Source organism: Euzebya pacifica (assembly GCF_003344865.1).
Taxonomy (GTDB): domain Bacteria; phylum Actinomycetota; class Nitriliruptoria; order Euzebyales; family Euzebyaceae; genus Euzebya; species Euzebya pacifica.
The window spans coordinates 768,319-792,466 of record NZ_CP031165.1; the positions used below are offsets into that span (position 1 = coordinate 768,319).

The window sequence follows — 24,148 nt, forward strand, 5'->3', positions numbered from 1 at the left end:
CACCTCACCCCTGCAGCTCCGCCCACACCTCGCGGTCGCGTTCGGCGGTCCAGATCCGTGGCCGCTCGATCCCGTCGAGCTCGTCCCACAGGCGGGCGACGTCGAATGGCATGCAGTGCTCGAAGATCGGCCAGTGGCCGTAGGCCTCGAACAGCGCAGCATGCGCGGCCTCGAACGCCTGGGGCAACGTGCCCCCGTCGCGGTGCACCGCCCCGACCTCGCGGCGCATGACCATCAGGAAGTCACGTGTCTGCTCGATCGCCGCCGCCACGGCGTCCTCGCCGTGGGCGACCTCGCCGCGGCCACCGACCAGGGTCGAGGCGCCGAGGTCGGCAACGGCATCCAGGGTCGTGGTCGACCAGTCGGTGTGGAACGCGTCGCCGGTGTACAGCGCCGCCTTGGACTCCACCAGGTCGCCGGCGAAGAGGATGCGCTGGGCCGGCAGCCAGGCGACCAGGTCACCCTCGGTGTGGCCCCGGCCGCAGTAGCGCAGCTCCAACGACCCTCGGGCCCCACCCAACGGGATCGTCAACGTGTCGCTGAACGTCACGTCCGGCCAGGTCAGCCCGGGGATGGTCTCGGCCCCCTCGAACAGGCGTGGCATGCGGCCGGCCTCCGACGCCCAGTCCTGCTGGCCGCGTTCGGCGATCAGGGCACGGGTCAGGTCGTGGGCGATGATCACGTCCGCGTCGAAGGCGGCAGCGCCGAGCGTCCGGACGGCGTGGTAATGGGTCAGGACGAGGTACCGGACGGGTTTGTCGGTGTGTTCCCGCAGCTGCGCCAACCACTTGTCCGCCATGTGCGGGGTGGCCCGCGCCTCGATGCAGACGAGGAAGTCGTCGCCCTCGATGGCCCCGACGGTCGGGTCGCCGCCGGCGGTCAGCGCGTACACCCCCTCGCCGATCACCTCCAGGACCTCGTCCTTGGCGGCGGTGTCGGCTTCGGAGGCGAACGGCTTGGCCATCAGTCGTCGCGCTCCAGCAGCATGACCGGGATGATCCGGTCGGTGCGTGTCTCGTACTCGGCGTAGTCGGGGAAGGCCTCGACGCAGCGCGCCCACCACTCCTCGCGTTCCGCTCCCTCCAGCTCACGTGCCACCCGATCGCTGATCGTCGGGCCGTCCTGCACGGTGCACGCCGGATGGGCAACCAGGTTGTGGTACCAGGCCGGATGCTCGGGCGCGCCGCCGACGGAGGCCACCGCGGCGTAGTCGCCGTCGTGGACCACTCGCATCAGCGGGGACTTGCGAAGGTTGCCGGAGGTACGTCCAGCGGTGGTCAGCACGATCACCGGCATCCCACGCATCGTGGTGCCGCGTCGTCCCTTCGACGACTCGTACTCAGCGACCTGATCGCGTACCCACTGGACCGGACTCGGCTCGTATGTTCCCTGTAGAGGCATCTACCGTGAGCCTAACGCTGCACCGACGACGAAGGACGGAATGACATGGGATTGCTCGAGGGCCGAGTTGCGCTGATCACGGGTGGGGCACAGGGCATCGGACTGGCCATCGCCCAGCGCTTCAGCGACGAGGGTGCACAGGTGGTGATCGCCGACATGCGTGAGGACGCTGCGGTCGAGGCGGCCGGCACGTTGTCGGGCGAGGCGACCGGGGTGCGGGCCAACGTCACCGACCCCGAGGACGTCACTGGCATGTTCGAGCACGCCATCGAGGCGTTCGGCCGCGTCGACGTCCTGGTCAACAACGCGGGGATCACACGGGACGCCAGCCTCAAGAACATGACGCTGGAGGAGTTCGAGCAGGTCATCGACGTCCACCTGAAGGGCACCTGGCTGGGACTTAAGGAGGGCCTGGCGCGGATGAAGGCCCAGGGGGAGGGCGGGTCGATGATCAACATGTCGTCGATCTCGGGAAAGGTCGGCAACTTCGGCCAGTCCAACTACGCCGCCGCCAAGGCCGGGATCGTCGGCATGACCAAGTCGGTGGCCCGCGAGGCCGCCCGCGCCAACATCCGCGTCAACGCCATCCAGCCCGGGCTGATCGCCACGGAGATGACCGCGGCGATGCCCAAGGAGGCCTACGAGGCCGCCGAGAAGGCCATCCCGCTGGGACGCGCTGGCCAGCCCGACGAGATCGCCAAGGTCGCGCTGTTCCTGGCGAGCGACCTGTCGAGCTACTGCACGGGCATCACGATCGAGGTCGCTGGCGGCCGACACATGTGAGGAGTCGCGGGCGGCCGGCTCGTGTAGGAGCGGCCGCCCCGCACGGGGTTGCCGAAAGTAGTTCCCCGGTTCGTGCAGGAGTTCCTGACGGTCGTGTCAAAAGGAGGCGCACACCCGCCATCCGAACGAACTGGGGACCCCTTGTCGAAGATCCGCACACTCCTGGCCGCCGGCCTCGTGCTGGCCATGGCCATGATGCTGTCGCCTGCCGGCGCGCAGGACACCGGCGCCGCTGACCTCACCGCACAGGCCGCGCTGGCCCGCACCCACCTGGGCGGAACCGACGAGCTGTCGGCCGCCGACGTCGCCGGCAGCATCGTCACCGACGCCTACACCGATGCGCACAACGGCGTCACGTACGTCTACCTGCGGCAGACGGTCGACGGCCTGCCCGTCCTCGGCGCCGAGGCCACCGTCAACGTGCTCGACGGCGAGGTCCTGCTGAGCGGCCACCACTTCGTGCTCGACGTGGCCGACAACGCCACGGGCGAGCAGGCCCTCAGCGCCGAGGAAGCGTTGGCCGCCGGTGCGCTGGCCGTCGACGCGGACCCGATGCAGGCCAGCGGCGCGGAGCTGGTCTACCAGGCCCTCGCCAGCGACAGCGCCCGCCTGGCCTGGAACCTCGATGTCGAGACGGCGACGAGCTGGTGGAACCTGTCGATCGACGCCGAGACCGGTGAGGTCCTGGCGCAGTACGACCGTGTTGCCCAGGACACCGTCCACGAGATCACCGCCCGGACCGTCCGCCAGGACGACACCGCGGCGGCCGCGGCAGTCATCGACCCGATCCTGCCGCGCGACCGGGCAGACGACGGCTCGTCCTACAACGTCTTCCCGATGCCGATGGAGAACCCCAACGACGGCCCCCGCGTGATCGTGGAGAACCCCGCCGACGCCCGCGTGTCGCCCTTCGGCTGGCACGACACCGACGGCCAGCCGGGCCCGGAGTACACCGTCACCCGCGGCAACAACGTCAACGCCTACGCCGACACGGTGCCCGACAACATCCCCGACCCGCTGAGCCAGCCCAGCGGCGGCGATGGGCTGGACTTCGACCACCCGCTGGAGCGCTACGACCTGACCCCGCTGGCCTACCGCGATGCGGCCGTGGACAACCTCTTCTACTGGAACAACATCATGCACGACGTCACCGGCGTGTACGGCTTCACGGAGGAGGCCGGCAACTTCCAGGTCCACAACTACACCGGCAAGGGCGCGGGCAACGATGCCGTCGAGGCACAGGCCCAGGACGGCAGCGGCGTCAACAACGCCAACTTCGGCACCCCGGCCGACGGGTCCGCCCCGCGGATGCAGATGTACATCTGGCCCGACACCGGCGAGACCCGCGACGGTGACCTCGACGCCGGCATCATCGCCCACGAGTACGGCCACGGCGTGTCCAACCGCCTCGTCGGCGGACCGAGCAACGTCAGCTGCCTCGGCTCCCATGACGAGCGGCAGGGCGAGGGTTGGAGCGACTACTGGTCCTACGTGCTGACCATGCGCGACGGTGACGACGGGGCGACCCCCCGCGGTGTCGGAACCTACGTCCTGCACCAGGAGAACCGGTCCGGTGCCGGTATCCGTATCACCCCGTACTCCACCGACATGACCGTCAACCCGACGACCTACGACCGCGTGAAGACGGCGGCCGAGCCCCACGGCGTCGGCTACGTCTGGGCGACCATGCTGTGGGACCTCTACTGGAACCTGGTCGACGAGCACGGCTTCAACCCCAACGTCTACGACGGCTGGGAGACCGGCGGGAACAACCTCGCCATCCAGCTGACCGTCGACGGCATGAAGATGGCCGTCTGCCAGCCCGGCTTCGTCGACGCCCGCAACGCCATCATCGCCGCCGACGCGGCGCTGACCGGCGGCGAGAACGAGTGCTTGATCTGGTCGACGTTCGCCCGCCGCGGCCTGGGTGAGTCCGCCGACCAGGCCAACCCGGCCAGCAAGACCGACGGCACCGAGGCGTTCGACGTCCCGGCCGCCTGCGAGTAGCACACGCTGAACCCAGGGGCCCCGCCGACCACGGCGGGGCCCCTCGTCGTGTTCGCCCATTGCCGTTGACGGATCTTGACCCACTTCGGGGACCTCCGACGTCCAACGGGGGCCATCCCGTCAACGCGACCGCCGTTTCGAGGGCGCGCCGGCCGCCATGTGGGGACCATTCCGTCACGGGGTGGGTCAAAATCCGCCCGGGGAGGGGCGGTACGCTGCGGCGCATGGGCGAGCTTCGTGACGCGGTGATCTGTGAACCACTCCGGACGGCGGTCGGGGGGTACGGCGGGATGTTCCGCGACGTGCCCGTCACCGACCTGGCCAGCACCGTCATCCGGGCGCTGGTCGACCGGACCGGCGTGGACCCGGCCGAGGTCGACGAGGTCATCCTCGGGCAGGGCTATCCCAACGGCGAGGCGCCGGCGATCGGGCGGGTTGCTGCCCTGGACGCCGGGTTCCCGGTGGAGGTTCCCGGGCTGCAGCTGGACCGTCGTTGCGGCTCGGGCCTGCAGGCCGTCGTCGACGCGGCCATGCGGGTCCAGACGGGCGTGGCCGACCTCGTCGTCGCGGGTGGGGCCGAGTCGATGAGCCAGGCCGAGCACTACGTCCTCGGCGCGCGGTGGGGGCTCAAGGGCCGCCCCGCCGGGTTCGAGGACCGCTTGGCCCGCGGGCGGGTCACCGCCGGTGGCCAGTACCACCCGGTCGAGGGCGGGATGATCGAGACGGCCGAGAACCTGCGGCGCGACTTCGCCGTCACCCGCGAGGCCCAGGACGAGCTGGCGGTCCGCTCCCACGACCGGGCCGTCGCCGCGCAGAAGGCGGGCCGGTTCGACGACGAGATCGTCCCCGTCTCGGTGCCGCAGCGGAAGGCCGACGACCTGGTCATCGACACCGACGAGCACCCGCGGCCGGGCTCGACGGTGGAGAAGCTCGCCGGGCTGCGGGCGATCATGGGCCGTCAGGACCCCGACGCGACCGTCACCGCGGGCAACGCCTCGGGGCAGAACGACGGGGCCGCCGTCTGCCTGGTCACCACCCGCGAGACCGCCGACCGCCTCGGCCTGCGTCCCCTGGTCCGGCTGGTCAGCTGGGCGGTCGCCGGCGTCCGCCCCTCGCACATGGGCCTCGGCCCCGTCCCCGCGACGGCGAAGGCGCTGGACCGGGCCGGCCTGACGCTGGCCGACATGGACCTGATCGAGCTCAACGAGGCGTTCGCTGCCCAGGTGCTGGCTGTCACCAGCGAGTGGGGCTTCACCGACGCCGACTGGGACCGCACCAACGTCAACGGGTCCGGCATCTCCCTGGGCCATCCGATCGGTGCCACCGGGGCTCGCATCCTCGCCACGTTGACCCGCGAGATGGACCGTCGTCAGGTTCGCTACGGCCTGGAGACCATGTGCATCGGTGGGGGGCAGGGGCTGGCGGCGGTCCTCGAACGGATCGAGGCGTAAGCCCCGAGGGGTGGCGGTCGTGCTCGGAGTGAAGTAGAAGACACCTCCACCTTCTGAGCCGAAAGAGGGCCCTTGATGAGCCGCCGCAGTCCCGTTCACCTCGTCGCGCCACGATTCGTGGTGCTCGCGCTACCAGTCGTCCTTGCGATGGCGTTGCTCGCCAGCTTGCTGGCGCCCACCGCCGACGCCCAGGACGACCCGCCGCTGGACGGACGGTTCCAGCAGAACGGCGACGCCGGTGGCTTCCTCAACATCATGCCGCCGGGCGCGGACGGGGTGCTGAACACCCTGGAGATCCTGGCCGCGCAGGCGGGGCAGCTGCCCGAGCACTACAACGACCAGACCGCGATGTACGAGACGCTGGTCTACGAGGGTGGGCTGCCCGTCGATGGCGACCACGGCGAACCGCTGCTCGGCGTGACCGACGGCGACCTCGAGCGCTTCTTCAAGGACGGGTCGTTCGGTGCGGACGGGGACGTCGTCGAGATCGACGTCTCGGCCTGCGGGGACGACGTGATCGCCTTCCGCGACACCGCCTTCGGTGTTCCCCACATCTACTCCAGCGACCGGACCCAGGCGCAGTGCGCCAACGGCTACGCCACCGCCGAGGACCGGCTGTTCCTCATGGACCTCCTGCGCCACATCGGCTACGCCCGCATGAGCGAGTTCCTGGGCGCCAGCGAGGCCAACAAGGCCATGGACCGCGGCCAGCTGCTGGTCGCCGGCTACGACGAGGACGACTACATCGCCCAGGAAGCCGCCCTGTGCGACTCCAGCGACCCCGAACGCCGCCAGATCTGCGCTGACGGGACCGCCTACATCGAGGGCGTGAACCACTACGTCGCGGCGGTCCGGACCAACCCGATGCTGCTGCCCGGTGAGTACCCGGCGCTGCAGATCCTCCCCGAGGACTTCGTGCTGCGCGACATCCTCTCCATCGCCTCGCTCGTCGGCGGGATCTTCGGCAAGGGTGGTGGCAACGAAGCCGCCAACTCCATGTTCATGGCCGACCTGATCGACCAGCACGGTGACGCCGAGGGCCGGGCGATCTTCGATGACCTCAAGGCCGCCAACGACCCCGACGCGTCGCTGACGATCCAGGACTCCTTCCCCTACAACAACCCCACGGCGCTGGACGAGACCACCACCGCGCTGCTCGAGCCCGGCTCGTTCGTTCCCGCGTTCGAGGGCGGCATCGGCGGGGTCGGCGTGCCCGGCACCGTGCAGGCCCGGTCCGGCTGGCCGACCAGCGACACCGTCAACCTCGGCGTCGTCGACGGCCCGTTCGGTCCGATCGACCTGCGCACCCCGCTGGGCATGTCCAACGCGATCCTCGCGACCGCCGACGTGACCGACTCCGGTGTGCCGATCGCCGTCTTCGGCCCGCAGACCGGGTACTACACGCCCCAGCTGCTGGTCGAGACCGACATCCACGCCCCGGGCCTCGACGCCCGCGGAACGGCGTTCGCCGGGACCAACATCTACGTCCAGCTCGGGCGCGGTGGCGACTACGCCTGGTCGGCCACCTCCGCCTCCGGTGACCTCGTCGACGAGTGGGCGATCGAGCTGTGCGACCCCGACGGTGGCGAGGCCACCATCGACTCGACCGGGTACGTCTGGGACGGCACCTGCGCGGAGATCCCCGTGCTGACCCACACCCAGGTCGCCAAGCCGACGGCCGGCGGCATCCCCGATCCGCCCGTGGTGGACAGCATCGTCTTCACCCTGGAGCTGGGGCGCATCCCCGAGCTGAACGACGCCGCCATCGTCGGCCGTGCGCTGGCCACCGACGGCACGCCCGTCGCCATCGCCGAGCAGCGCTCCACCTTCAAGGACGAGCTCGGGTCGGCCATCGGCTTCATGCGCATCAACGACCCCGACTTCATGACCGACGGCGTCGAGTCGTTCAACCGCGCCTTCGACGGGATTGACTTCACCTTCAACTGGTTCTACATCGACGGTGAGGACATCGCCTACCGGCACACCTGCCTGTGCCCCATCCGCCAGGACGACACCGATCCGGACCTGCTGACGTGGGGCGGCCGCGGCCACCAGTGGACCGGTGCGTTCCTGCAGCCCGCGGGCCAGCCGCAGGACGTCAACCCCGAGGAGGGGTTCTACGCCAACTGGAACAACAAGCAGGCCCAGGACTTCCGTTCCCAGGACGACACGTGGAAGCACCACTCCACCGACCGTCGTGAGCACCTCGCCGTCCGCATGGAGGCCGCGATGGCGTCCGGTCAGGCGTTGACCCGCGGCGACATGGTCAACATCGCCGAGGACGCCGGCACGGTGGACTTCAACCCCCAGGAGATCTACGGCCTCGCGCTTGAGATCATGGGCACCGAGCCGCCGGCAGTCCTCGGAGGCGACGCCGACCTCGCGTCCTCGATGCGCAGCATCCTGCAGGACTGGGTCGACGTCGGTGGCCACCGCCGCGACCTCGACCGTGACAGCATCTACGACCACGCCGTGGCCGTCAGCATCGGCGACGCATGGGTGCGTCCGATGATCGAGGCGGTCCTCGGCGACGAGGTACCGCTGGAGACCTGGCCCGAGGGCGTGGAGGACCACCCCCGCGGTGGCATCGGCTCGGCGTACAACTCCGGCCGCATGCGCTTCCTGCAGAAGGACTTCTGGCAGGTCCTCGACATGCCGATGCGCGAGGAGCGCAGCCGCACCTACTGCGGCACCGGTACCCGTGCCGACTGCAGCGAGGTGCTGTGGCAGTCCCTCGCCGACGCCATCGACGTCCTGTCGACCACCTACGAGGGTGAGGAGGAGCCGCCATGCGGGTTCCCCGAGGCCTATCACTTCGGTTCCACCACCCCGACGGAGTGGGTCTACCCCGCTGACTGCGACAACATCGTCCAGGGCGCTGCCGGCGTCGTGGCCGCCCCGTCGATGCGCTGGGTCAACCGCCCGACGTTCCACCAGGTCGTGGAGTCCGGCACGATCACCGGCCGCATCGCCGGTGCCGACCGCATCGCCACGTCGGCTGCGGCCAGCCGACACGCGTTCCCCGACGGTGCCGAGACGGTCGTCCTGGCTGCCGCTGGCACCTTCGCCGACGCCGTGGCCGGCACCCCGCTTGCGGCGGCCAACGACGCGCCGCTGCTGCTGACGGACTCCGGACAGCTGTCGCCCGCGTCGGAGCGGGAGATCGTCCGCCTCGGCGCGACCACCGCGATCGTGCTGGGCGGCACGGCTGCCATCACCGAGACGGTCGTCTCGCGGCTGGAGGTGATCGGGGTCTCGGCCAGCCGCGTTGCGGGCGACTCTCGTTACGAGACGGCGCTGGCGATCGCGGAGGAGCTCGAGGTCACCGATCGGTTCGTCCTGGCCAACGCCGGGTCGTTCGCCGACGCGCTGGCCGCCGGCCCGTTCGCGGCGGCCGACGACCGTGCCATCCTGCTGACCGACACCGACGCCCTGCCCGACGACGTGGCCGACGCGCTCGACGGCGCCGACGTGGTCATCGCTGGTGGGTCGGCTGCGGTCTCGGCAACGGTTGCCCAGCAGGTCACCGACAGCGGCGCCACGGTCGCGCGGGCGGACGGGGCCACCCGCTACGCCACGGCGGCCGCACTGACCGCTCGAGCCGTCGAGGCCGGCGCGTCAGCGGCCACGGCCTACGTGGTCACCGGCGAGGCGTTCCCCGACGCCCTGTCGGCCGGTGCCGTCGCGGCCCGGACCGGCGGCGTGCTCGTGCTGCTGCAGCCCGACTCGCTGGACAACGCCCCGGCGGCCCGTGACCTGCTGGTCGACGACGCCGAGCGGATCTGGTTCGTCGGCGGCACCACCCCGCTCCCGTCGGCGCTGCGACAGGCCCTGGAGTCCCTGACCTGACCGACACGGTCTGACCGACCCGTCTCGTGCAGCTCGGCCGGCCGCCCGGCCGAGCTGCACCACCGACTCTCCGGGGTGCGCAGCTCGGCCGGCCGCTGGGTCGAGCTGCACATTTCGGGTCGGACAGGCCGAGCCCCCGCGGGCCGGCCCTCCACGGGGCGGGCCGGGTGGCCCTGATCAGCCCTTGGAGGGCTCGCTCGGCTGCATGATCGAGAAGTTGCCGCCCTGCGGGTCGACGATCGCGGCGAGGCGGCCGACCGGGGTGTCGTCGGGGCCGAACATCACCGACCCACCGAGCTCCTTGGCCCTGGCCACCGTGGCGTCGGCGTCGGCGACGGTGAAGTACACGCCCCAGTACGACGGCACCTGCTCGGGGATCTCCGCCGGCATGGGCATGAGGCCGGCCCGGCCCTCGTCCTCGTGCCCGCCCTTGACCACGCTGTAGGTCATGGTCTCCATGTCCATCTCGTCGTACTCCCACCCGAAGACCTGGGTGTAGAACGCCTTCGATGCGTCGATGTCGCGGGACATCAGCTCGTTCCACGAGTAGGTGTCGGGTTCGTTGACGATCCCCGCGCCCTTGTGGTTGGCAGGTTGCCAGACGCCGAACGCGGCCCCTGCTGGGTCGGTGAACAGGGCCATCGTGCCCTCCTCCATCACCTGCATCACGGGCATCAGGACCTGACCGCCCGCCGTCTCGACGGACTTGGCGACCTGCTCGGCGTCGTCGACGTTGATGTAGGACGTCCAGGCCGGCGGCATGTCGGCCATGTCGTCGTTCAGGGGGCCCATGCCGCAGACCAGCTTCTCGTCCTTGTACAGGTTGGTGTAGATGTACTCGCCGTCCGGGCCGTCCATGTCCTCGGCGGTCCACCCGAACAGCCCGCCGTAGAACGCCTTGGCGCCATCGGTGTCGGGGGTCATCAGGTCGATCCAGCTGGGGGTGCCGTGGTCGTAGCTGCTGCGCTCGGGCATGGTCGTCTCCGTTCGGGTGGGGGTGTCGTCGTCGACAGGGGCGACGCTACGCCTCTCGGCTTGCCGTGAACATGTCGCCTGAGTGACCTCCTGACGACGCAGTGGCAGGACGGTGGCAGTTGCCACGAGTCGGGCGCCGAGGACCCGGGTACCGGAGAGGACGAGCGGATCGCGGCCACCCCACAACCGCTGACCGCACCCGCCGAACCGAGAGGCGAAAGGACCACCCGACATGAGCACCGACACCCAACAGCAGACCGATCGAACCGCCCTGTACGAGGTCCTCGACGACTTCGACACCGCGATGTTGACCACCTTCACCGCCGACGGCACGCCACACGGCCGCCCCATGCACGTGGCGCAGCGCGACGGCGACACGCTGTGGTTCGTGACCGGGATCGACAGCGGCAAGGTCCGCGAGATCGCCTCGGGCGACCCGGCAGTCCTGACCTTCCAGTCCTCCGACACGTGGGTCGCCGCCACCGGTGAGGTCGAGATCAGCCACGACCGCAGCAAGGTCGACGAGCTGTGGTCACCGGTCATGAAGGCGTGGTTCCCCGAGGGACCTGAGGATCCCGGCGTCGTGGTCGTCCGCGTCGACCTGGTCAGCGCCGAGTACTGGGCGACGACCGGCACCGACAAGGTCTCCTTCGCCTTCGGGGTGGCCAGGAGCATCCTGACCGGCACGCCGATCGACAGCGACGACGAGGGCGAGCACGGGGAGGTGCGCCTGTGACCCGCTTCGGCCTGAAGCTGATGAGCGAGCTGCGTGACGCCCGGACCCTCGTGGGTCACGCGCAGCTCGCGGAGGAACGCGGGCTGGAGTTCGTCTGCATCTCCGACCACATCCATCCGTGGCTGCCCGAACACGACCACTCGCCGTTCGCCTGGACGGTGCTCGGGGCGGTCGCTGCCGCCACGGACATGGAGATGGCGACCGGTCTGACCTGCCCCATCGGTCGCTATCACCCGCTCGTCATCGCCCACGCAGCGGCGACGGTCGCCAGCATGTCGAGCAAGCCGTTCACGCTGACGATCGGCGCCGGGGAACGGCTCAACGAACACGTCACCGGTGACCACTTCCCCGCCGTCGACGTTCGCCACGACATGCTCACCGAAGCCGGTGAGCTGATGAGGCGTCTGTGGGAGGGCGGATTCCACACCTATCGCGGCCGGCACTTCACCGCCGAGGATGCACGCATCTTCGACCTGCCCGAGATCCCGATCCGGCTGGGCGTCGGCGTGTCGGGCGAGCAGTCCCTCGGCGTGGCGAAGGCCGTCGGTGCGGACGCGATCATGGCCGTCGATCCCGACGAGTCCCTGGTGAGCCGTTGGGACGACATGGGCGGTGATCCCACGGCGACCTGGTCGGAGATCCCCCTGGCGTGGGCACCCACGGAGGAGGAGGGGCTGCGACTGGCCCACGAGCGGATGCGCTTCGCCGTGCCCGGCTGGAAGGTCATGGCCGAGCTGCCGAACCCGGTCAACTTCGACGCGGCGACCGCCCACCTCTCACCCGAGCAGGTCGGCGAGGCCATCCCGCACGGGCCCGACCCCGAGCCGTACGCGGAGATGGTCCGGCAGTTCGTCGACGCCGGTTTCACCAACCTCTCGCTGGTCCCGGTCGGCGACGACGTCGAGAAGACGCTGGACTTCTTCGAGACCGAGGTCAGGCCCCTCCTCGACTGATCGCGCGGAGGGACCGACTCTCGGGTCAGCGCAGCGGTTGCCCCGGGTCCGGCTGGGGGTCGGGCCCGGGATCCGGGTCGCCGGGTTGCGGCAGCGGCTCGGGTTCGCCCGGGTCGGGCACCGGGGTCGGTTCGCCGGGGTCGGGGATCGGTGTGGGTTCACCCGGGTCGGGGACCGGAATCGGCTCGCCGGGGTCGGGGATGACGGGATCTGGGCTCATGCACGAACCCTTCCCACTTCCGGGCCCCGCGTATCCGTCCCCCGGTCGACCGCGTCAGCCCCGCCGGCAGGCGCAGGGGGACGCCCCGCAGCGGGGGCAGCCGTCGGCGTACCGCTGCGCAGCCTCGGCCAGGTCAACGCCCGACTGGGCAGCCAACGACGCCAGCCACGCCAGCACGTCGGCGAACTCGTGCATCCGCTCGTCGTGATCCCCCCGGAACAGCGCACGTGACAGCTCGCCGACCTCCTCGGTGAACCACGCGAATGTGCGGGCGAGTCCCCGCTCGGCGTCGCGGTCGCCGTAGAGGTCGACCATCTGCTGCTGGAATGTGGCGATGTCCATCGCCGGGACGGTACCTGCTGGAGTCCTCAGGCCTTCTCGAGCTCCCGCTGGCCGGAGAAGTGCTTGTCGACCTGCTCGCCGGCCACGTAGCGCGCGACCAGGCGGCCGATGGCGGCACCGGCTGCCATGACCGCCGTCCACGTGATGGCCGAGCCCCACGTCGCACCCTTGGCGCCCGGGTCGACCGGTGGCTCGGTCCCGCGCTTGGACGCGTAGGCCTTGCTGATGGCCGATCGGGCGCCCATCGCGCCGGCCATGCCGGCCAGGGTGGGAATGCTGCTGCGGACGAAGCTGGAGTTGTCGCTCATGGACCGTGGTCTACCCAGCCCTCCGCCGTGTCAGTCCTCCTGCGGGTGGCTGGTCAGCATGGGGTGCAGCTCCATGACCGTCGGCACGTCCGGCTGCAGCACCACGGGCTCACCCTGGTGGCAGATCTCCAGCGCATCCTCGCCGCGCACCGTGTAGGTGGTCTCGTGCCGGCTGACGTCCACGCGCAGCTTGCGACCCCGAAGCTGCAGGTTGAACGTCAGGCCGTCCCAGGAGGCCGGCAGGCGGGGCCGGAAGTCCGGCATCTCGCCGGTGTCGGTCAGCCCACCGAAGCCGTGGACGATCGACAGCCACACCCCGCCGGCGGCCGCGATGTGCACGCCATCACCGGTGTTGCCGGCGACGTTGGCGAGGTCCATGAACACGCCGTAGCGGAAGTACTCGATGGCCTTCGCCTCGTTGCCGATGCGCGCGGCCACGATGGACTGGATGGCCGTCGACAGCGACGAGTCGCCCGTGGTCAGCGGGTCGTAGTAGTCGAAGTTGCGTTCCTGGTGGGCCATGTCGAAGGCCTGGTCGTGCAGGAACATGGCCAGGACGACATCGGCCTGCTTGATGACCTGGTAGCGGTAGATCACCAGGGGATGGAAGTGCAGCAGCAGGGGGTACTTGTCGCGCGGCACGTTGTCGAAGTCCCAGCGCTGCAGGTCGAGGAAGTGGGCGTCCTGCGGGGTGATGCCGTGCTCGCCGTCGTAGGGGACGTACATCGATTCGGCGGCACGGCCCCACTCGGCGACCTCACGGCTGTGCAGGTTGGTGCGGCGCAGCAGGCGGGCGAAGTCCTCCGGGCGCTGCTCCCTGAGCCACTCCACCACGTCGACCGCGTCTCGCAGGTTCCCCGCCGCCATCATGTTGGTGTAGGCGTTGTCGTCGACGACGGTCGTGTACTCGTCGGGGCCGGTGACACCGTGGATGTGGAAGGTCTCGCGGTCGCCCTCGGTGCGGAAGAACCCGAGGTCGGCCCACAACCGTGCGGTCTCGACGAGGATCTCCGAGCCGGACTCGGCCAGGAAGTCCTCGTCGCCGGTCAGCTTGGCGTACTTCGACACCGCATGGCTGATGTCGGCGTTGATGTGGTACTGCGCGGTGCCGGCCTCGAAGAAGGCCGATGCCTCCTCACCCGTGATGGTCCGCCACGGGAACAGCGCACCCTTCTGGTTGACCTCGCGAGCCCGTCGTCGTGCGTGGTCCAGCATGCCGTGGCGGAACCGCAGGGCGTTGCGGGCCAGCAACGGGTTGGTGTAGGTCAGGAACGGCAGGACGTAGATCTCGGCGTCCCAGAAGTAGTGGCCCTCGTAGGCGCTGCCGGTCAGGCCCTTGGCCGGGATGCCGCGGCTGTCGGCGCGGGCCGTGGCCTGGCACACCTGGAACAGGCTCCAGCGGATCGCCTGGCACACCGTCGGGTTGCCGTGCACCTCCACGTCGGCGGCATCCCAGAAGTCCTCGAGGTACTGCCGCTGCTCCTCGGCGGTGGCCTGCCATCCGGTCCGCATGGCACGGTCGAGGGTGCGGTCGACCCGGTCGGCGAGCCGCTGCGAACGGGTGGGCTGGCCGTCGTGGTTGACCGCGGAGGTGTGGAAGGCCGCGAACTTGGTGATCGCCATCCGCTGGCCGCTGGTCATGTCGGCGGTCACGACCAGGCGTCCGAGCTGGTCGTCGGCGCTGGACTCCTCGTGGACGACCGCGTCGCCCTCGAGGACGTGGTCGATCCCGCAGGCCATCGTCATGCCGGAGTGCGCGACCCGGTACTGCAGGACGGCGCGTCGGTCGTGCGCACGAGCACCCTCGCCGACCAGCACCTGGTGGTCGAACCCCTTGGCCCGACGGGGGTCCCCGTCATCGTGCTTGGTGTCCTGGACGTTGCGCAGCTGGGAGGACACGACGACGTGGGCGTGCCCGTCGAGGACCTCGACCTCGTAGCGCGACGCGACGAGGTGCCGCTGGACCAGCGAGGTCATGGAGGCCGAGGTGACGCGCACGCGCACGCCGGTCGGCAGCCGCCACTCGATGACACGGGTCAGCAGGCCGGTGCGGAAGTCGAGGCGGCGTTCGTACTCGCGGATGTCGCCGTGACGCAGGTCCAGCGGTTCGTCGTCGACGTAGAGGTGGAAGCGGCGGGGGTCCGGTGCGGCGATGATGGTCTGGCCGACCTCGGCGAACCCGAAGGCGTGCTCGGGGTGGCGGATGGGCCACTGCTCGTGCAGGCCGTTGATCAGCGACCCGCGCTCGACGTAGGGACGTCCCTCCTCGGGGACGGCACGCATGCCGATGAACCCGTTGCCGATCGCGAAGATGGACTCGGTCTCCGCCAGGTAGCGGGGGGTGAACTCCTTCTCGACCAGCGCCCAGGGGTCGGGCGGGTAGATCGACGTGGGCAGGCCGACGATGTCACGCTGCAGCATCGTCTAGGCCAGCAGCTCGTCGAGGTCGGCCACGACGACATCGGCACCGTGTGCCCGGAGGTCGTCGGCCTGGTCGAGGCGGTCGACCCCGATCACCAGGCCGAATCCACCACCCTTGCCGGCCTCGACCCCGGCGACGGCGTCCTCGATCACCACCGTCCGTTCGGGCTCGGCCCCCAGCCGGCGGGCGGCCTCGAGGAACGTGTCGGGGGCCGGCTTGCCGGCGAGCTCGGCCTCCCGGGCGACCTCGCCGTCGACGACCAGCTCGAACCGGTCGGCGATGCCCGCCGCCTCCAGGACACGCCGGGCGTTGCGGCTGGAGGACACGATGGCGCACTTGATGCCCTCGGCCAGCAACCGGTCGACCAGCTGCACCGAGGAGGGGTACGGCTCGACCCCGGCGTCGATCAGCTCCTGCACCATCTCGTTCTTGCGGTTGCCCAGCCCGTAGGTGGTGTCCTCGCGGGGCGAGTCGTCCATGTTGCCCAGGGGCAGCACGATGCGGCGGGACTCCAGGAACGCGCTGACGCCTTCGTAGCGGGGACGACCATCGACGTAGCTGCGGTAGTCCGTGGCGATCTCGAACGCCTGGTAGGGCAGGTCGTGGGCCAGTGAGTACCGCCGCAGGAACTCGTCGAACATCGTCTTCCACGCCTTGGCGTGCAGCGCGGCGGTGTCGGTGAGCACGCCGTCGAGGTCGAACAGGACCGCGTCGTAGCGCGCTGGGGTGATGCTGGCGTCGGACACGGAGGGGTCCTTCCGGGTTTGGTGCGGGAGGAGCCAAACCCTAGCGCCCGACGCCAGCGCCAGGGATCAGGAAGTGGTCCAGATCGCCCGGTTCACCACGTTCTCGAGCGCCTCCTGGCGGCCGGACGTCGGGGCGGCGTCGATGTTGTCGGCACCGACCTTCTCCGCGAGGGAGGCCAGGGTGGCGCCGGACATGATGTCGCGACCCAGCTCGCCGTCCCAGCCGGCGTAGCGCTCGTCCACGGCAGCGGCCAGCTCGCCGGACTCCACCAGCGTCTCGGCGACCAGCAGCGAGCGGGCGAGCGTGTCGATGCCGCCGATGTGGCCGTGGAACAGGTCGTCGCGGGCCACGGACTGGCGACGCAGCTTGGTGTCGAAGTTGAAGCCGCCGGTGGTGAACCCGCCGCCCTTGAGGATCTCGTACATGGCCAGCGACAGCTCGTCGACGGAGTTGGGGAACTGGTCGGTGTCCCAGCCGTTCTGGTCGTCGCCGCGGTTGGCGTCGATGGAGCCGAAGACCCCGTTGGCGACGGCGTAGGCCACCTCGTGGTGGAAGCTGTGGCCGGCCAGCGTGGCGTGGTTGACCTCGATGTTGACCTTGAACTCGCCCTCGAGGTCGTAGCGGGCCAGGAAGCCGGCGACGGACTGGCTGTCGTAGTCGTACTGGTGCTTGGTCGGCTCCTGCGGCTTCGGCTCGATCAGCAGGGTCCCCTCGAAGCCGATGGACTTCTTGTAGTCCACGACCATGTGCAGGAACCGGGCCATCTGCTCGGCCTCACGACCGAGGTCGGTGTTCAGCAGTGTCTCGTAGCCCTCGCGGCCGCCCCACAGCACGTAGTTCTGGCCGCCGAGGCGGACGGTGGCGTCCATGGCGTGCTTGACCTGGGCGGCGGCGTGCGCCACGACGCGGGGGTCGGGGTTGGTGGCGGCGCCGGCAGCGAAGCGGGGGTGGCTGAAGGCGTTGGCGGTACCCCACAGCAGCTGCACGCCCGTGTCGGCCATCTTCTTCTCGGCGTACTCCACCATCGACTCGAGGTTGGCCACGGTCTCGGTGAAGGTGTCGCCCTCGGGGGCGATGTCACGGTCGTGGAAGCACCAGAAAGGCATCCCGAGCTTGCTCATGAACTCGAACGCGGCGTCCATCTTGCTCCGCGCGGCGTCCATCGAGGTGGGATCGTCCAGCCACGGACGATCGAAGGTGCCGCCACCGAACACGTCGCTGCCGGGCCAGTTGAAGGAGTGCCAGTAGCACACCGCGATCCGCAGGTGTTCGGCCATCGTCCGCCCCGCGACGACGCGGTCGGCGTCGTAGACCTTGAAGGCGAGGGGGTTGGTGCTGTCGAGCCCCTCGAACGGGATGCGGGACGGGACGGTGGAGAAGAACTCTTGCATGGATGGCTCCTGGCGGTCGTGCGGTGGTTCGGTCAGGGTCTGGCGGGGGGTGGTCTGGGGCTGGCGTCGGGCGGGGCAGCCGGAGGTCGTCAGGCCGACGCGGCGTCGTCCACGAGCAGGTCCTCGGGGTGGGTGAGGACGTGCCACAGCACCTGCTCGCTGGCGCCGATGAGCGTGGCGTCCTTGCCGAGGTGCGGTTCGACGATGTCGCACTCCACGAGTGGGCCGAGCAGGGCCTGGCGCCCCATTTCCTCCTCCACCGTCGTCCGCAGGTGCGGCAACAGCCGGCCGAGGCGGCCGCCGAAGACGATGCGGGTGGGGTTGAGGACGTTGAGGAGGTTGCCGAGGCCCGTGGCGACCCAGCGGCCGGCATCGTCCAGGGCCGCCAGCACCTCGGCGTTTCCCGCCGCCGCGCCATCGGCCAGCGCCTCGATGGGGTCGGTGCCGTCGGGCAGGTCGGTGAGGCCGCTGGCCCGCAGGATGGCGGGAAGGCCGATGACGGTCTCCCAGCATCCCTTGCCACCGCAGCCGCAGGCGGCGCCGCCGGGCTGGACCTTCATGTGCCCGACCTCGGCGGCCAGGCCGTTGGCCCCCCACAGCAGGCGCCCGTTGACGACCGCACCGCCACCGACACCGGCGTTGCCGCTGATCAGCAGCCCGTTGTCGACGCCGCGGAGGCTGCCGCGCAGGTACTCACCGATCGTGGCCAGCGTGGACTCGTTGCCCACGGTGACGGTCAGGCCGGAGGGAAGGGCGGTGCGCAGGACCGACCGCAGGTCGGTGTGGCCCCAGCCCAGGTTCGGCGCGTGCAGCAGCAGGCCGTCGTTGTTGACCAGACCGGCGACGGCCACGCCGACGCCGACGGGGGTGGCGTCGGGCGGAAGGCGGTCGATCTGGTCTTCGACCAGCAGGCGGATGGCCTCGACCACCTCGGGCACGGCCGCACGATCGGGCATCGGCTGACGGACCAGGTCGAAGAGGACCCCGCCCAGGCCGACGCTGGCCACGGCAACCTCGCCCGGACCGATCTCGACCGCGATGGCGACCGCCCGGCGGGCGTTGAGACGAACGACGAGGGAGGGACGTCCGGGGGAGGGCTGGCGGTCCACACCGGCGTCCTCGGCGATCCCACGATCGATGAGCTCGCCGATGAGGCTGCCGATGCCGGATCGGCTGAGGTTGAGGCCGGCAACGAGCTCGGACCGCGACTGGGCACCACGCAGGTGCAGGTGGGCCATGGTCGAGATCAGGTTCGCGCGGCGCGGGATGGTCGCACCGGTGACGGCGGACTCGCGTTCGGTTGCTCGAGCTGGCGGGGCCAGCAACGTGCGGTAGGCCTGCACTTCGATCGCCATGGTCCACCTCCTCCTCCTGGTCAGGCGTCTCGCCGGGAGGGACGGCCTCGGCGACGGGCTGACGACAAATATAGGCACACTGTGAACAAAAGTGCCACCCCTTCCTCATGGCGCCCGTTGGAGTCCAGCCACGGCCTCCTCCAGCGTCCCCACGGCCAGCACCGTTGCGGCCTCGCCCACGAGGGTCCTGACCGCGACGTCCTCGACCGCGCAGGCCGCGGGGACGATCACGAGGTCCGGGGCAAGCGGTGCCGCCATCGGGACATCGGCGGCGCCGGCCGCCTCCAGCGACGCCTCAGCGCCTGCTGGACAGCCCACGGTCCCGTCGGCGTCGACCGACCCGAGCGCAAGCACCGTGCGGCCGGCGACGAGGTCGGCGCTGTTGACCAGGTCGACGATGGCGAGGAGCACCCCGAGCTGGGTTCGGGTCGTGTCGTCGGAGCCGACGTCGGCGGACAGGCCGAGCCGGTCGACCTGCCCTCGTCCGGGGGCGATGCCCTGCCCGACCAGCAACGCTGACTCGACTGGATCGAGGCCACGCACGCGCTCGGCAGGCGCCCCGGTGAGTCGACGGTCGGGCCTGACGAGCCCTGCAGCGACCATCAGCAACGAGGGATGGGGGTCGACGGCAGGGACCACGATGCGACCGTGGAGCGCTGGATCGGTGTCGCCGACGTGGACCCGGACCGCGTCGGCGACGTCGACCAGCCGAGCCGGCGTCGTCACCGCCCACGGGGCCGGCAGGATGGCGGTCGCCCCGAGGGCCAGCACCACCATCAGGACCAGGGCCGAGCGCGGCAGGCCGAAGCCCTGCCGGGACGCCCTGGCCTCGGGGTCCGGCAGGGCCAGGTCGGCCCCGCCCCATCGCCACCACCGGATGGAGGCGGGACGAGCGGTCTGTGTGTCGGTCACCGAAGGCGTGCTCCTCGGCCGCCCTCGGCGGTGCTCACTCCGCGGAGGTCACCCACTGCACCGCGGCCACGAAATGGGTCTGCCACTGGGGGTCGCCGTAGGTGCCCTCGTAGTGGCCGAGGTTGGTGTACCAGACCCGGTTCGCGCCGCGGAAGGACTTGGTCCACTCCAGGGGCTGGTCGTCGTCGTAGGCGGGACTGATCGCGCCCAGCTGGCCGAAGCCGGTGTAGGTCGAGGTCTCGTCCAGGCTGAGCAGCACGTGCACGTCCTGTGTGCCCCGTGGGTTCTGCCGCCACCGGTAGTACTCCTCGCGCATCTGGAACTCCTCGGCCCCATCCCATGCGGCCGTGATCGGGTGCGTCGTGTCCTCGATCTGCACCGTCGCGCGGTCTAGCAGGAAGCCGCCCATCTGGTTGCCGTTGTGCGGGTGGGACTCGAACGCGGCACCCACCAGCTCCTGGTACTCGGGCCACTGGTAGTTGGTGTCAGCGGCCGCATGGATGCCCATGAAGCCACCACCGTCCAGCAGCCAGTCGACGAACATCGCCTTCTGCGCCTCGGAGAAGGGGTGCTCCCCGGTGGTGTTTGCGAACAGGATCGCGTCGGTGCGGTCCAGCAGGGCGGTCGTCAGGTCTGCCGTGTCCTCGGAGAACTCCACGGTGAACGCGCCGGTGGACGCGGCAAGGTCGGTGATCACCTGCTGGGAGTGCTCGATCGACCCGTGGCGGAAACCGTCGGTCCGCGAGAACACCCACAGGTGCGGGGGGTCGGTGTCCGCGGCGACGGGTGCCACCGCAGACGCCAGGGTGGCCATGCACATGGCCAGGACGAGCAGCGCCCGGCGGCCCCGTCCGTGGAGGTGCACCCCGGTGGTGCCGCCGGTCATCGGACGACCTGCTTGCGACGCAGGCCGAGGGCGATGCCGGCCACGACGACGAGGGCGCTCGAGGCGACCAGCGGGGTCCGGTCGGTGGTGGCCGGAACGGGGGCGGGGGCGGTCGCGCCGACGACGTACTGCGTCGGTGCGGAGACGGTCTCGGGCTGGCAGCCGCTGCAGGCGATCCGGCTGATGCGGGAGTTGCCGTTGTTCCAGAAGCCGGTCCCGTACTCGACGAGGTAGACCGCGCCGTCCGGACCGATGGCCGCATCGTGGGGGTGGCGTGGCGAGAGGGCCGACTCGTGCTGGACCGAGGTCACGAAGGTGTCCAGCGACCCGTCCGCCTCCACCGGGATGGAGAAGATCATGTTGCGGCTCCACTCGAACCACAGCAGCTTCTGCTGCAGCCGGTCCGGCAGGGCCAGCGCGCCGTCGCCGGCGTAGTCGTAGACGACACCGGTCATGGATGTCCGGCCGCCCGCCCGCAGCTGCGGCCACTGGGTGGACAGGGTGGGGGAGTAGTACAGCGCGGGCTCGGTGTAGCCGGAGCAGTCGAAGGGCTCGCCGCTCGTGCCGGTCTCGAAGTCGTAGTCGATGTAGGGCTGGTTGTCGGCGATGCAGTAGGGCCATCCGTGGTTGGTGCCACCGCCCGGGGGGACCACGTCCAGCTCGTCGTGGCCGGCGGGGCCGCGCTGGGCGTTGGCGTTGCTGGCGTCCGGGCCGACGTTGCCGACGTAGACGGTGCCGGTCTGCTGGTGGACGGCGATCCGGTAGTCCGACCGGAAGCCCATTGCCCACACCGCCGGGTCGGCGTCGGGGTCGTCCACGAACGGGTTGGCCACGACACCCGGGACCGATCCGTCGGGGATGGAGCCATCGAGGTTGATGCGCAGGACCTTGCCACGCCGGTCGGCCTTGTTCGCCGAGGTCCGCTGGGCATCGAACGCCTCGCGATGGGTGTCGCGGTCGAAGACGTCGGAGGGGTTGCGTCGTTCGTCGATCGGGGCGTAGCCGCTGGACTCGAACGGGTTGGTGTCGTCGGCGTTGGAGATCACCAGGGTGCCGTCGGGCATCAGGTCGAGGTCGCCGCCGTAGTGACAGCACTCCAGCCACTCCACGGCGTTCTCGAAGACGATCTCCTCGGAGTCGAGGTCCAGCACGTTGTCGTCACCGAGCACGAACGAGGACAACCGGTTGATGCCCTCGAGTGCCTGGGTGCCCCCGGCGTCGGGATGCTTGGGCGGGTAGGGGGCGACGCCCTGGGATCCGGGGACGGAGTAGTAGAGGTAGATCGTGTTGTCCACGTCGAAGTCCGGGGACAGCAGGAGGCCGTGCAGGCCACCCTCGTTGAGATCGTCGGGGCAGTCGTCGCACTCGTTGGCCGCCGTCGGCAAGCGGCCGGCGGTCACCACGTCCCCGGAGGGCAGGATGACCTTGACTGCACCCTTCCGCTCCACGAAGACCACGCGGCCATCGGCAGCCACGTCGATCGCGGTGGGGTCCTGGGTCGCTTCGGTGAGGACCTGGAGCTCGATGTCGTTGGCGCCGATGAACGGCGGAACGGCGAACTGGGCGTTGGCGGTCCCGCTGCCGGTAAGCAGCAACCCCAGCAGGACGAGCAGGGTGGTGGCCAGCAGGGGGACGGCGCGTGGCCGTGTCCGGGATGGTCGTCGGAGGGTGGTGGTCATGTCGGCTCCTCGCGGTGGACATCACGCCGAACGGACGGTCTCCGTACGGGTGTGCATGGGGGTTTCGACGCTGAACAGACAAATCCTGCTCGTGTCCTCAGAATTCTTGCGCGATGAACACAAATGTCTTGTTTCGGCTAGGATGCGCCGACATGGCACTTGTTGTGGGAGTGGACTGTTCGACCCAGGCGACCAAGGCGCTCGTCGTCGACACCGAGACGGGACGGACCGTTGCGTCCGGTCGTGCGACGCACACGGTCACGGGGACCGACGGCGCCAGGGAGACCCATCCCACCGTCTGGTGGGACGCCCTGGCCGAGGCGCTGGAGCAGACCGGTCGGGCCGGCGAGGTCGCGGCGATCGCCATCGGGGGACAGCAGCACGGACTGGTCGTCAGCGACGCCAGCGACGAGCCCCTCCGTGCGTCGATGCTGTGGAACGACACACGCTCCGCCCCGCAGGCGGAGGAGCTGACCGCGGCGCTCGGTGGCCCCGAGGCGTGGGCGGCCGGCCCGGGGTCGGTGCCCGTCGCGGCGTACACGGTGACCAAGTGGGCGTGGCTCCGGGCCAACGAACCCGCTGTTGCCGCTGCCGCCGCATCGGTGCGGTTGCCGCACGACTGGTTGACCACCCGGATGTCCGGGGCAGCCGTCACCGACCGGGGCGATGCGTCGGGGAGCGGCTGGTACTCCACGGCCGCCGAGGCCTACGACCCGGCTGTGCTGAGCCTGCCCGCGGTCGACCTCGATCCATCGCTCCTGCCACGCGTGGCCGCGCCGACCGAGGTGGTCGGGACCATCACGTCCGCCGCGGCGTCGGCGCTCGGCCTGCCCACCAGCGCGGTCGTTGCGCCCGGCACGGGCGACAACATGGCTGCGGCGATGGGCCTCGGGGTCGAGCCCGGCGTGCCCGTGCTGAGCCTCGGGACATCCGGCACGGTGTATGCCGTCAGCGACCGGCGCCCGGGCGATCCCTCGGGCACCGTGTCCGGCTTCGCCGACGCCACCGGCCGGTACCTGCCGCTGGCCTGCACGCTCAACTGCACGCTGGCCGTCGACCGCGTTGCCACGTGGCTCGGGATCGACCGCAACGCCGTGGCCGACCGCACTGACGTCACGATGCTCCCCTACCTCGACGGCGAGCGGACCCCCAACCTGCCGAACGCCAGCGGGGCCATGCTCGGCCTGCGCCACGACACCGAACCCGGCGAGATCCTCCTCGCGGCCTACCAGGGTGCCGCTGCATCGCTGGTGGACGCGATGGATGCGATCGCCGAGCAGTCCGGCGGACTGGACCCCGACGCGCCGTTGGTGCTGATCGGCGGCGGCGCCCAGGGGACGGCGTGGCGTCAAGTCATCGGTCAGCTCACCGGCCGCCGGCTGCTGGTCCCCGCCGCCGACGAGCTCGTGGCGTTGGGCGCCGCGGTGCAGGCTGCCGCGGCGCTGGAGCAGGTCGACCCGCTCGCGGTGGCAGCACGCTGGAAGACCCAGGCGGGGGAGGAGCTGGCGCCCATCGACCACGATCCCTCGTCCATGGCACGCATCCGCGCCGTCGCCGGGTCCCTCTTCGGCGCCGGGTAGCGCCCGACCTCCTGGGGGTGCGGGTCCGTCGATGACGCGCCCGAAGAAAATCACGCAGCGAGCAGGAGTTCGTTGTGTGAGCGGCGAATTCAGGAGGAAAGGGCTGGCTGCCGTGCACGGCAACCAGTCCGGGCCGACTGTGTGAGGTACT

Annotated in this window: 20 protein-coding genes; 7 read left to right on the forward strand and 13 right to left on the reverse strand. The window is 70.4% G+C overall.

Annotation, left to right across the window (positions count from 1 at the left end; translation table 11 throughout):
* Positions 1–4 precede the first annotated feature (4 nt).
* Both DVS28_RS03115 and DVS28_RS03120 read right to left on the reverse strand, forming a co-directional pair.
* On the reverse strand, positions 5–964 hold the full coding sequence (locus DVS28_RS03115; RefSeq protein ID WP_114590153.1) for an MBL fold metallo-hydrolase: 960 nt from the start codon (positions 962–964) through the stop codon (positions 5–7).
* Positions 964–1,401, reverse strand: a complete 438-nt coding sequence (locus tag DVS28_RS03120) for a nitroreductase family deazaflavin-dependent oxidoreductase (RefSeq protein ID WP_114590154.1) — start codon at positions 1,399–1,401, stop codon at positions 964–966. The genes DVS28_RS03115 and DVS28_RS03120 overlap by 1 nt, the downstream gene beginning before the upstream one ends.
* Before the next feature lie 45 nt (positions 1,402–1,446).
* Here DVS28_RS03120 and fabG point away from each other — a divergent pair, with 45 nt between their 5' ends.
* The 4 genes from fabG (at position 1,447) to DVS28_RS03140 (ending at position 9,491) form a co-directional block, all read left to right on the forward strand.
* A complete protein-coding gene (gene fabG / locus DVS28_RS03125; RefSeq protein ID WP_114590155.1) occupies positions 1,447–2,184 on the forward strand; it encodes a 3-oxoacyl-ACP reductase FabG in 738 nt (245 codons plus the stop codon).
* Between the two features lie 141 nt (positions 2,185–2,325).
* Complete coding sequence (locus DVS28_RS03130) at positions 2,326–4,191, forward strand: M36 family metallopeptidase (protein WP_114590156.1); 1,866 nt, start codon at positions 2,326–2,328, stop codon at positions 4,189–4,191.
* 224 nt (positions 4,192–4,415) lie between these two features.
* Complete coding sequence (locus DVS28_RS03135) at positions 4,416–5,642, forward strand: acetyl-CoA C-acetyltransferase (protein ID WP_114590157.1); 1,227 nt, start codon at positions 4,416–4,418, stop codon at positions 5,640–5,642.
* A 75-nt stretch (positions 5,643–5,717) separates the two neighbouring features.
* Positions 5,718–9,491: a penicillin acylase family protein gene (locus DVS28_RS03140; protein ID WP_114590158.1), complete on the forward strand. Its 3,774-nt coding sequence runs from the start codon at positions 5,718–5,720 to the stop codon at positions 9,489–9,491.
* 177 nt (positions 9,492–9,668) lie between these two features.
* Here DVS28_RS03140 and DVS28_RS28100 read toward each other — a convergent pair whose 3' ends face one another.
* Positions 9,669–10,466 (reverse strand): VOC family protein, encoded by a 798-nt coding sequence (locus DVS28_RS28100; protein WP_164709870.1) that lies wholly within the window; start codon positions 10,464–10,466, stop codon positions 9,669–9,671.
* A 232-nt stretch (positions 10,467–10,698) separates the two neighbouring features.
* Between DVS28_RS28100 and DVS28_RS28105 the strand changes: the two genes are divergently transcribed.
* Together DVS28_RS28105 and DVS28_RS03150 are read left to right on the forward strand one after the other, a co-directional pair.
* Positions 10,699–11,202 carry a pyridoxamine 5'-phosphate oxidase family protein gene (locus DVS28_RS28105; RefSeq protein WP_164709871.1) on the forward strand — a complete coding sequence of 168 codons (504 nt, stop codon included), beginning with the start codon at positions 10,699–10,701 and terminating at the stop codon, positions 11,200–11,202.
* Positions 11,199–12,155: a TIGR03557 family F420-dependent LLM class oxidoreductase gene (locus tag DVS28_RS03150; RefSeq protein WP_114590160.1), complete on the forward strand. Its 957-nt coding sequence runs from the start codon at positions 11,199–11,201 to the stop codon at positions 12,153–12,155. Before DVS28_RS28105 ends, DVS28_RS03150 begins: the two co-directional genes overlap by 4 nt.
* Before the next feature lie 25 nt (positions 12,156–12,180).
* On the opposite strand, the gene DVS28_RS03155 is transcribed toward DVS28_RS03150, so the two are convergent.
* The 10 genes from DVS28_RS03155 to DVS28_RS03200 form a co-directional block, all read right to left on the reverse strand.
* Positions 12,181–12,375 (reverse strand): hypothetical protein, encoded by a 195-nt coding sequence (locus DVS28_RS03155; RefSeq protein ID WP_114590161.1) that lies wholly within the window; start codon positions 12,373–12,375, stop codon positions 12,181–12,183.
* Positions 12,376–12,429: 54 nt separating this feature from the next.
* Positions 12,430–12,717, reverse strand: a complete 288-nt coding sequence (locus DVS28_RS03160; RefSeq protein ID WP_114590162.1) for a MazG nucleotide pyrophosphohydrolase domain-containing protein — start codon at positions 12,715–12,717, stop codon at positions 12,430–12,432.
* A 26-nt stretch (positions 12,718–12,743) separates the two neighbouring features.
* A complete protein-coding gene (locus tag DVS28_RS03165) occupies positions 12,744–13,025 on the reverse strand; it encodes a DUF4235 domain-containing protein (protein ID WP_114590163.1) in 282 nt (93 codons plus the stop codon).
* Positions 13,026–13,055: 30 nt separating this feature from the next.
* Complete coding sequence (locus tag DVS28_RS03170; protein ID WP_114590164.1) at positions 13,056–15,446, reverse strand: glycoside hydrolase family 65 protein; 2,391 nt, start codon at positions 15,444–15,446, stop codon at positions 13,056–13,058.
* Positions 15,447–15,449: 3 nt separating this feature from the next.
* Positions 15,450–16,193, reverse strand: coding sequence for an HAD family hydrolase (locus tag DVS28_RS03175; protein ID WP_216826359.1), 744 nt, complete (start codon positions 16,191–16,193; stop codon positions 15,450–15,452).
* 66 nt (positions 16,194–16,259) lie between these two features.
* Positions 16,260–17,585: a xylose isomerase gene (gene xylA, locus DVS28_RS03180; RefSeq protein WP_114590165.1), complete on the reverse strand. Its 1,326-nt coding sequence runs from the start codon at positions 17,583–17,585 to the stop codon at positions 16,260–16,262.
* Between the two features lie 89 nt (positions 17,586–17,674).
* Positions 17,675–18,940 (reverse strand): ROK family protein, encoded by a 1,266-nt coding sequence (locus DVS28_RS03185; protein ID WP_114590166.1) that lies wholly within the window; start codon positions 18,938–18,940, stop codon positions 17,675–17,677.
* 105 nt (positions 18,941–19,045) lie between these two features.
* Positions 19,046–19,852, reverse strand: a complete 807-nt coding sequence (locus DVS28_RS03190) for a hypothetical protein (protein WP_114590167.1) — start codon at positions 19,850–19,852, stop codon at positions 19,046–19,048.
* Between the two features lie 34 nt (positions 19,853–19,886).
* On the reverse strand, positions 19,887–20,738 hold the full coding sequence (locus DVS28_RS03195; protein WP_114590168.1) for a ThuA domain-containing protein: 852 nt from the start codon (positions 20,736–20,738) through the stop codon (positions 19,887–19,889).
* Complete coding sequence (locus tag DVS28_RS03200; RefSeq protein ID WP_114590169.1) at positions 20,735–22,417, reverse strand: PQQ-dependent sugar dehydrogenase; 1,683 nt, start codon at positions 22,415–22,417, stop codon at positions 20,735–20,737. The genes DVS28_RS03195 and DVS28_RS03200 overlap by 4 nt, the downstream gene beginning before the upstream one ends.
* Positions 22,418–22,569: 152 nt before the next feature.
* Here DVS28_RS03200 and xylB point away from each other — a divergent pair, with 152 nt between their 5' ends.
* Positions 22,570–23,997 carry a xylulokinase gene (gene xylB, locus DVS28_RS03205; protein ID WP_216826360.1) on the forward strand — a complete coding sequence of 476 codons (1,428 nt, stop codon included), beginning with the start codon at positions 22,570–22,572 and terminating at the stop codon, positions 23,995–23,997.
* The last annotated feature ends 151 nt before the right edge of the window (positions 23,998–24,148 follow it).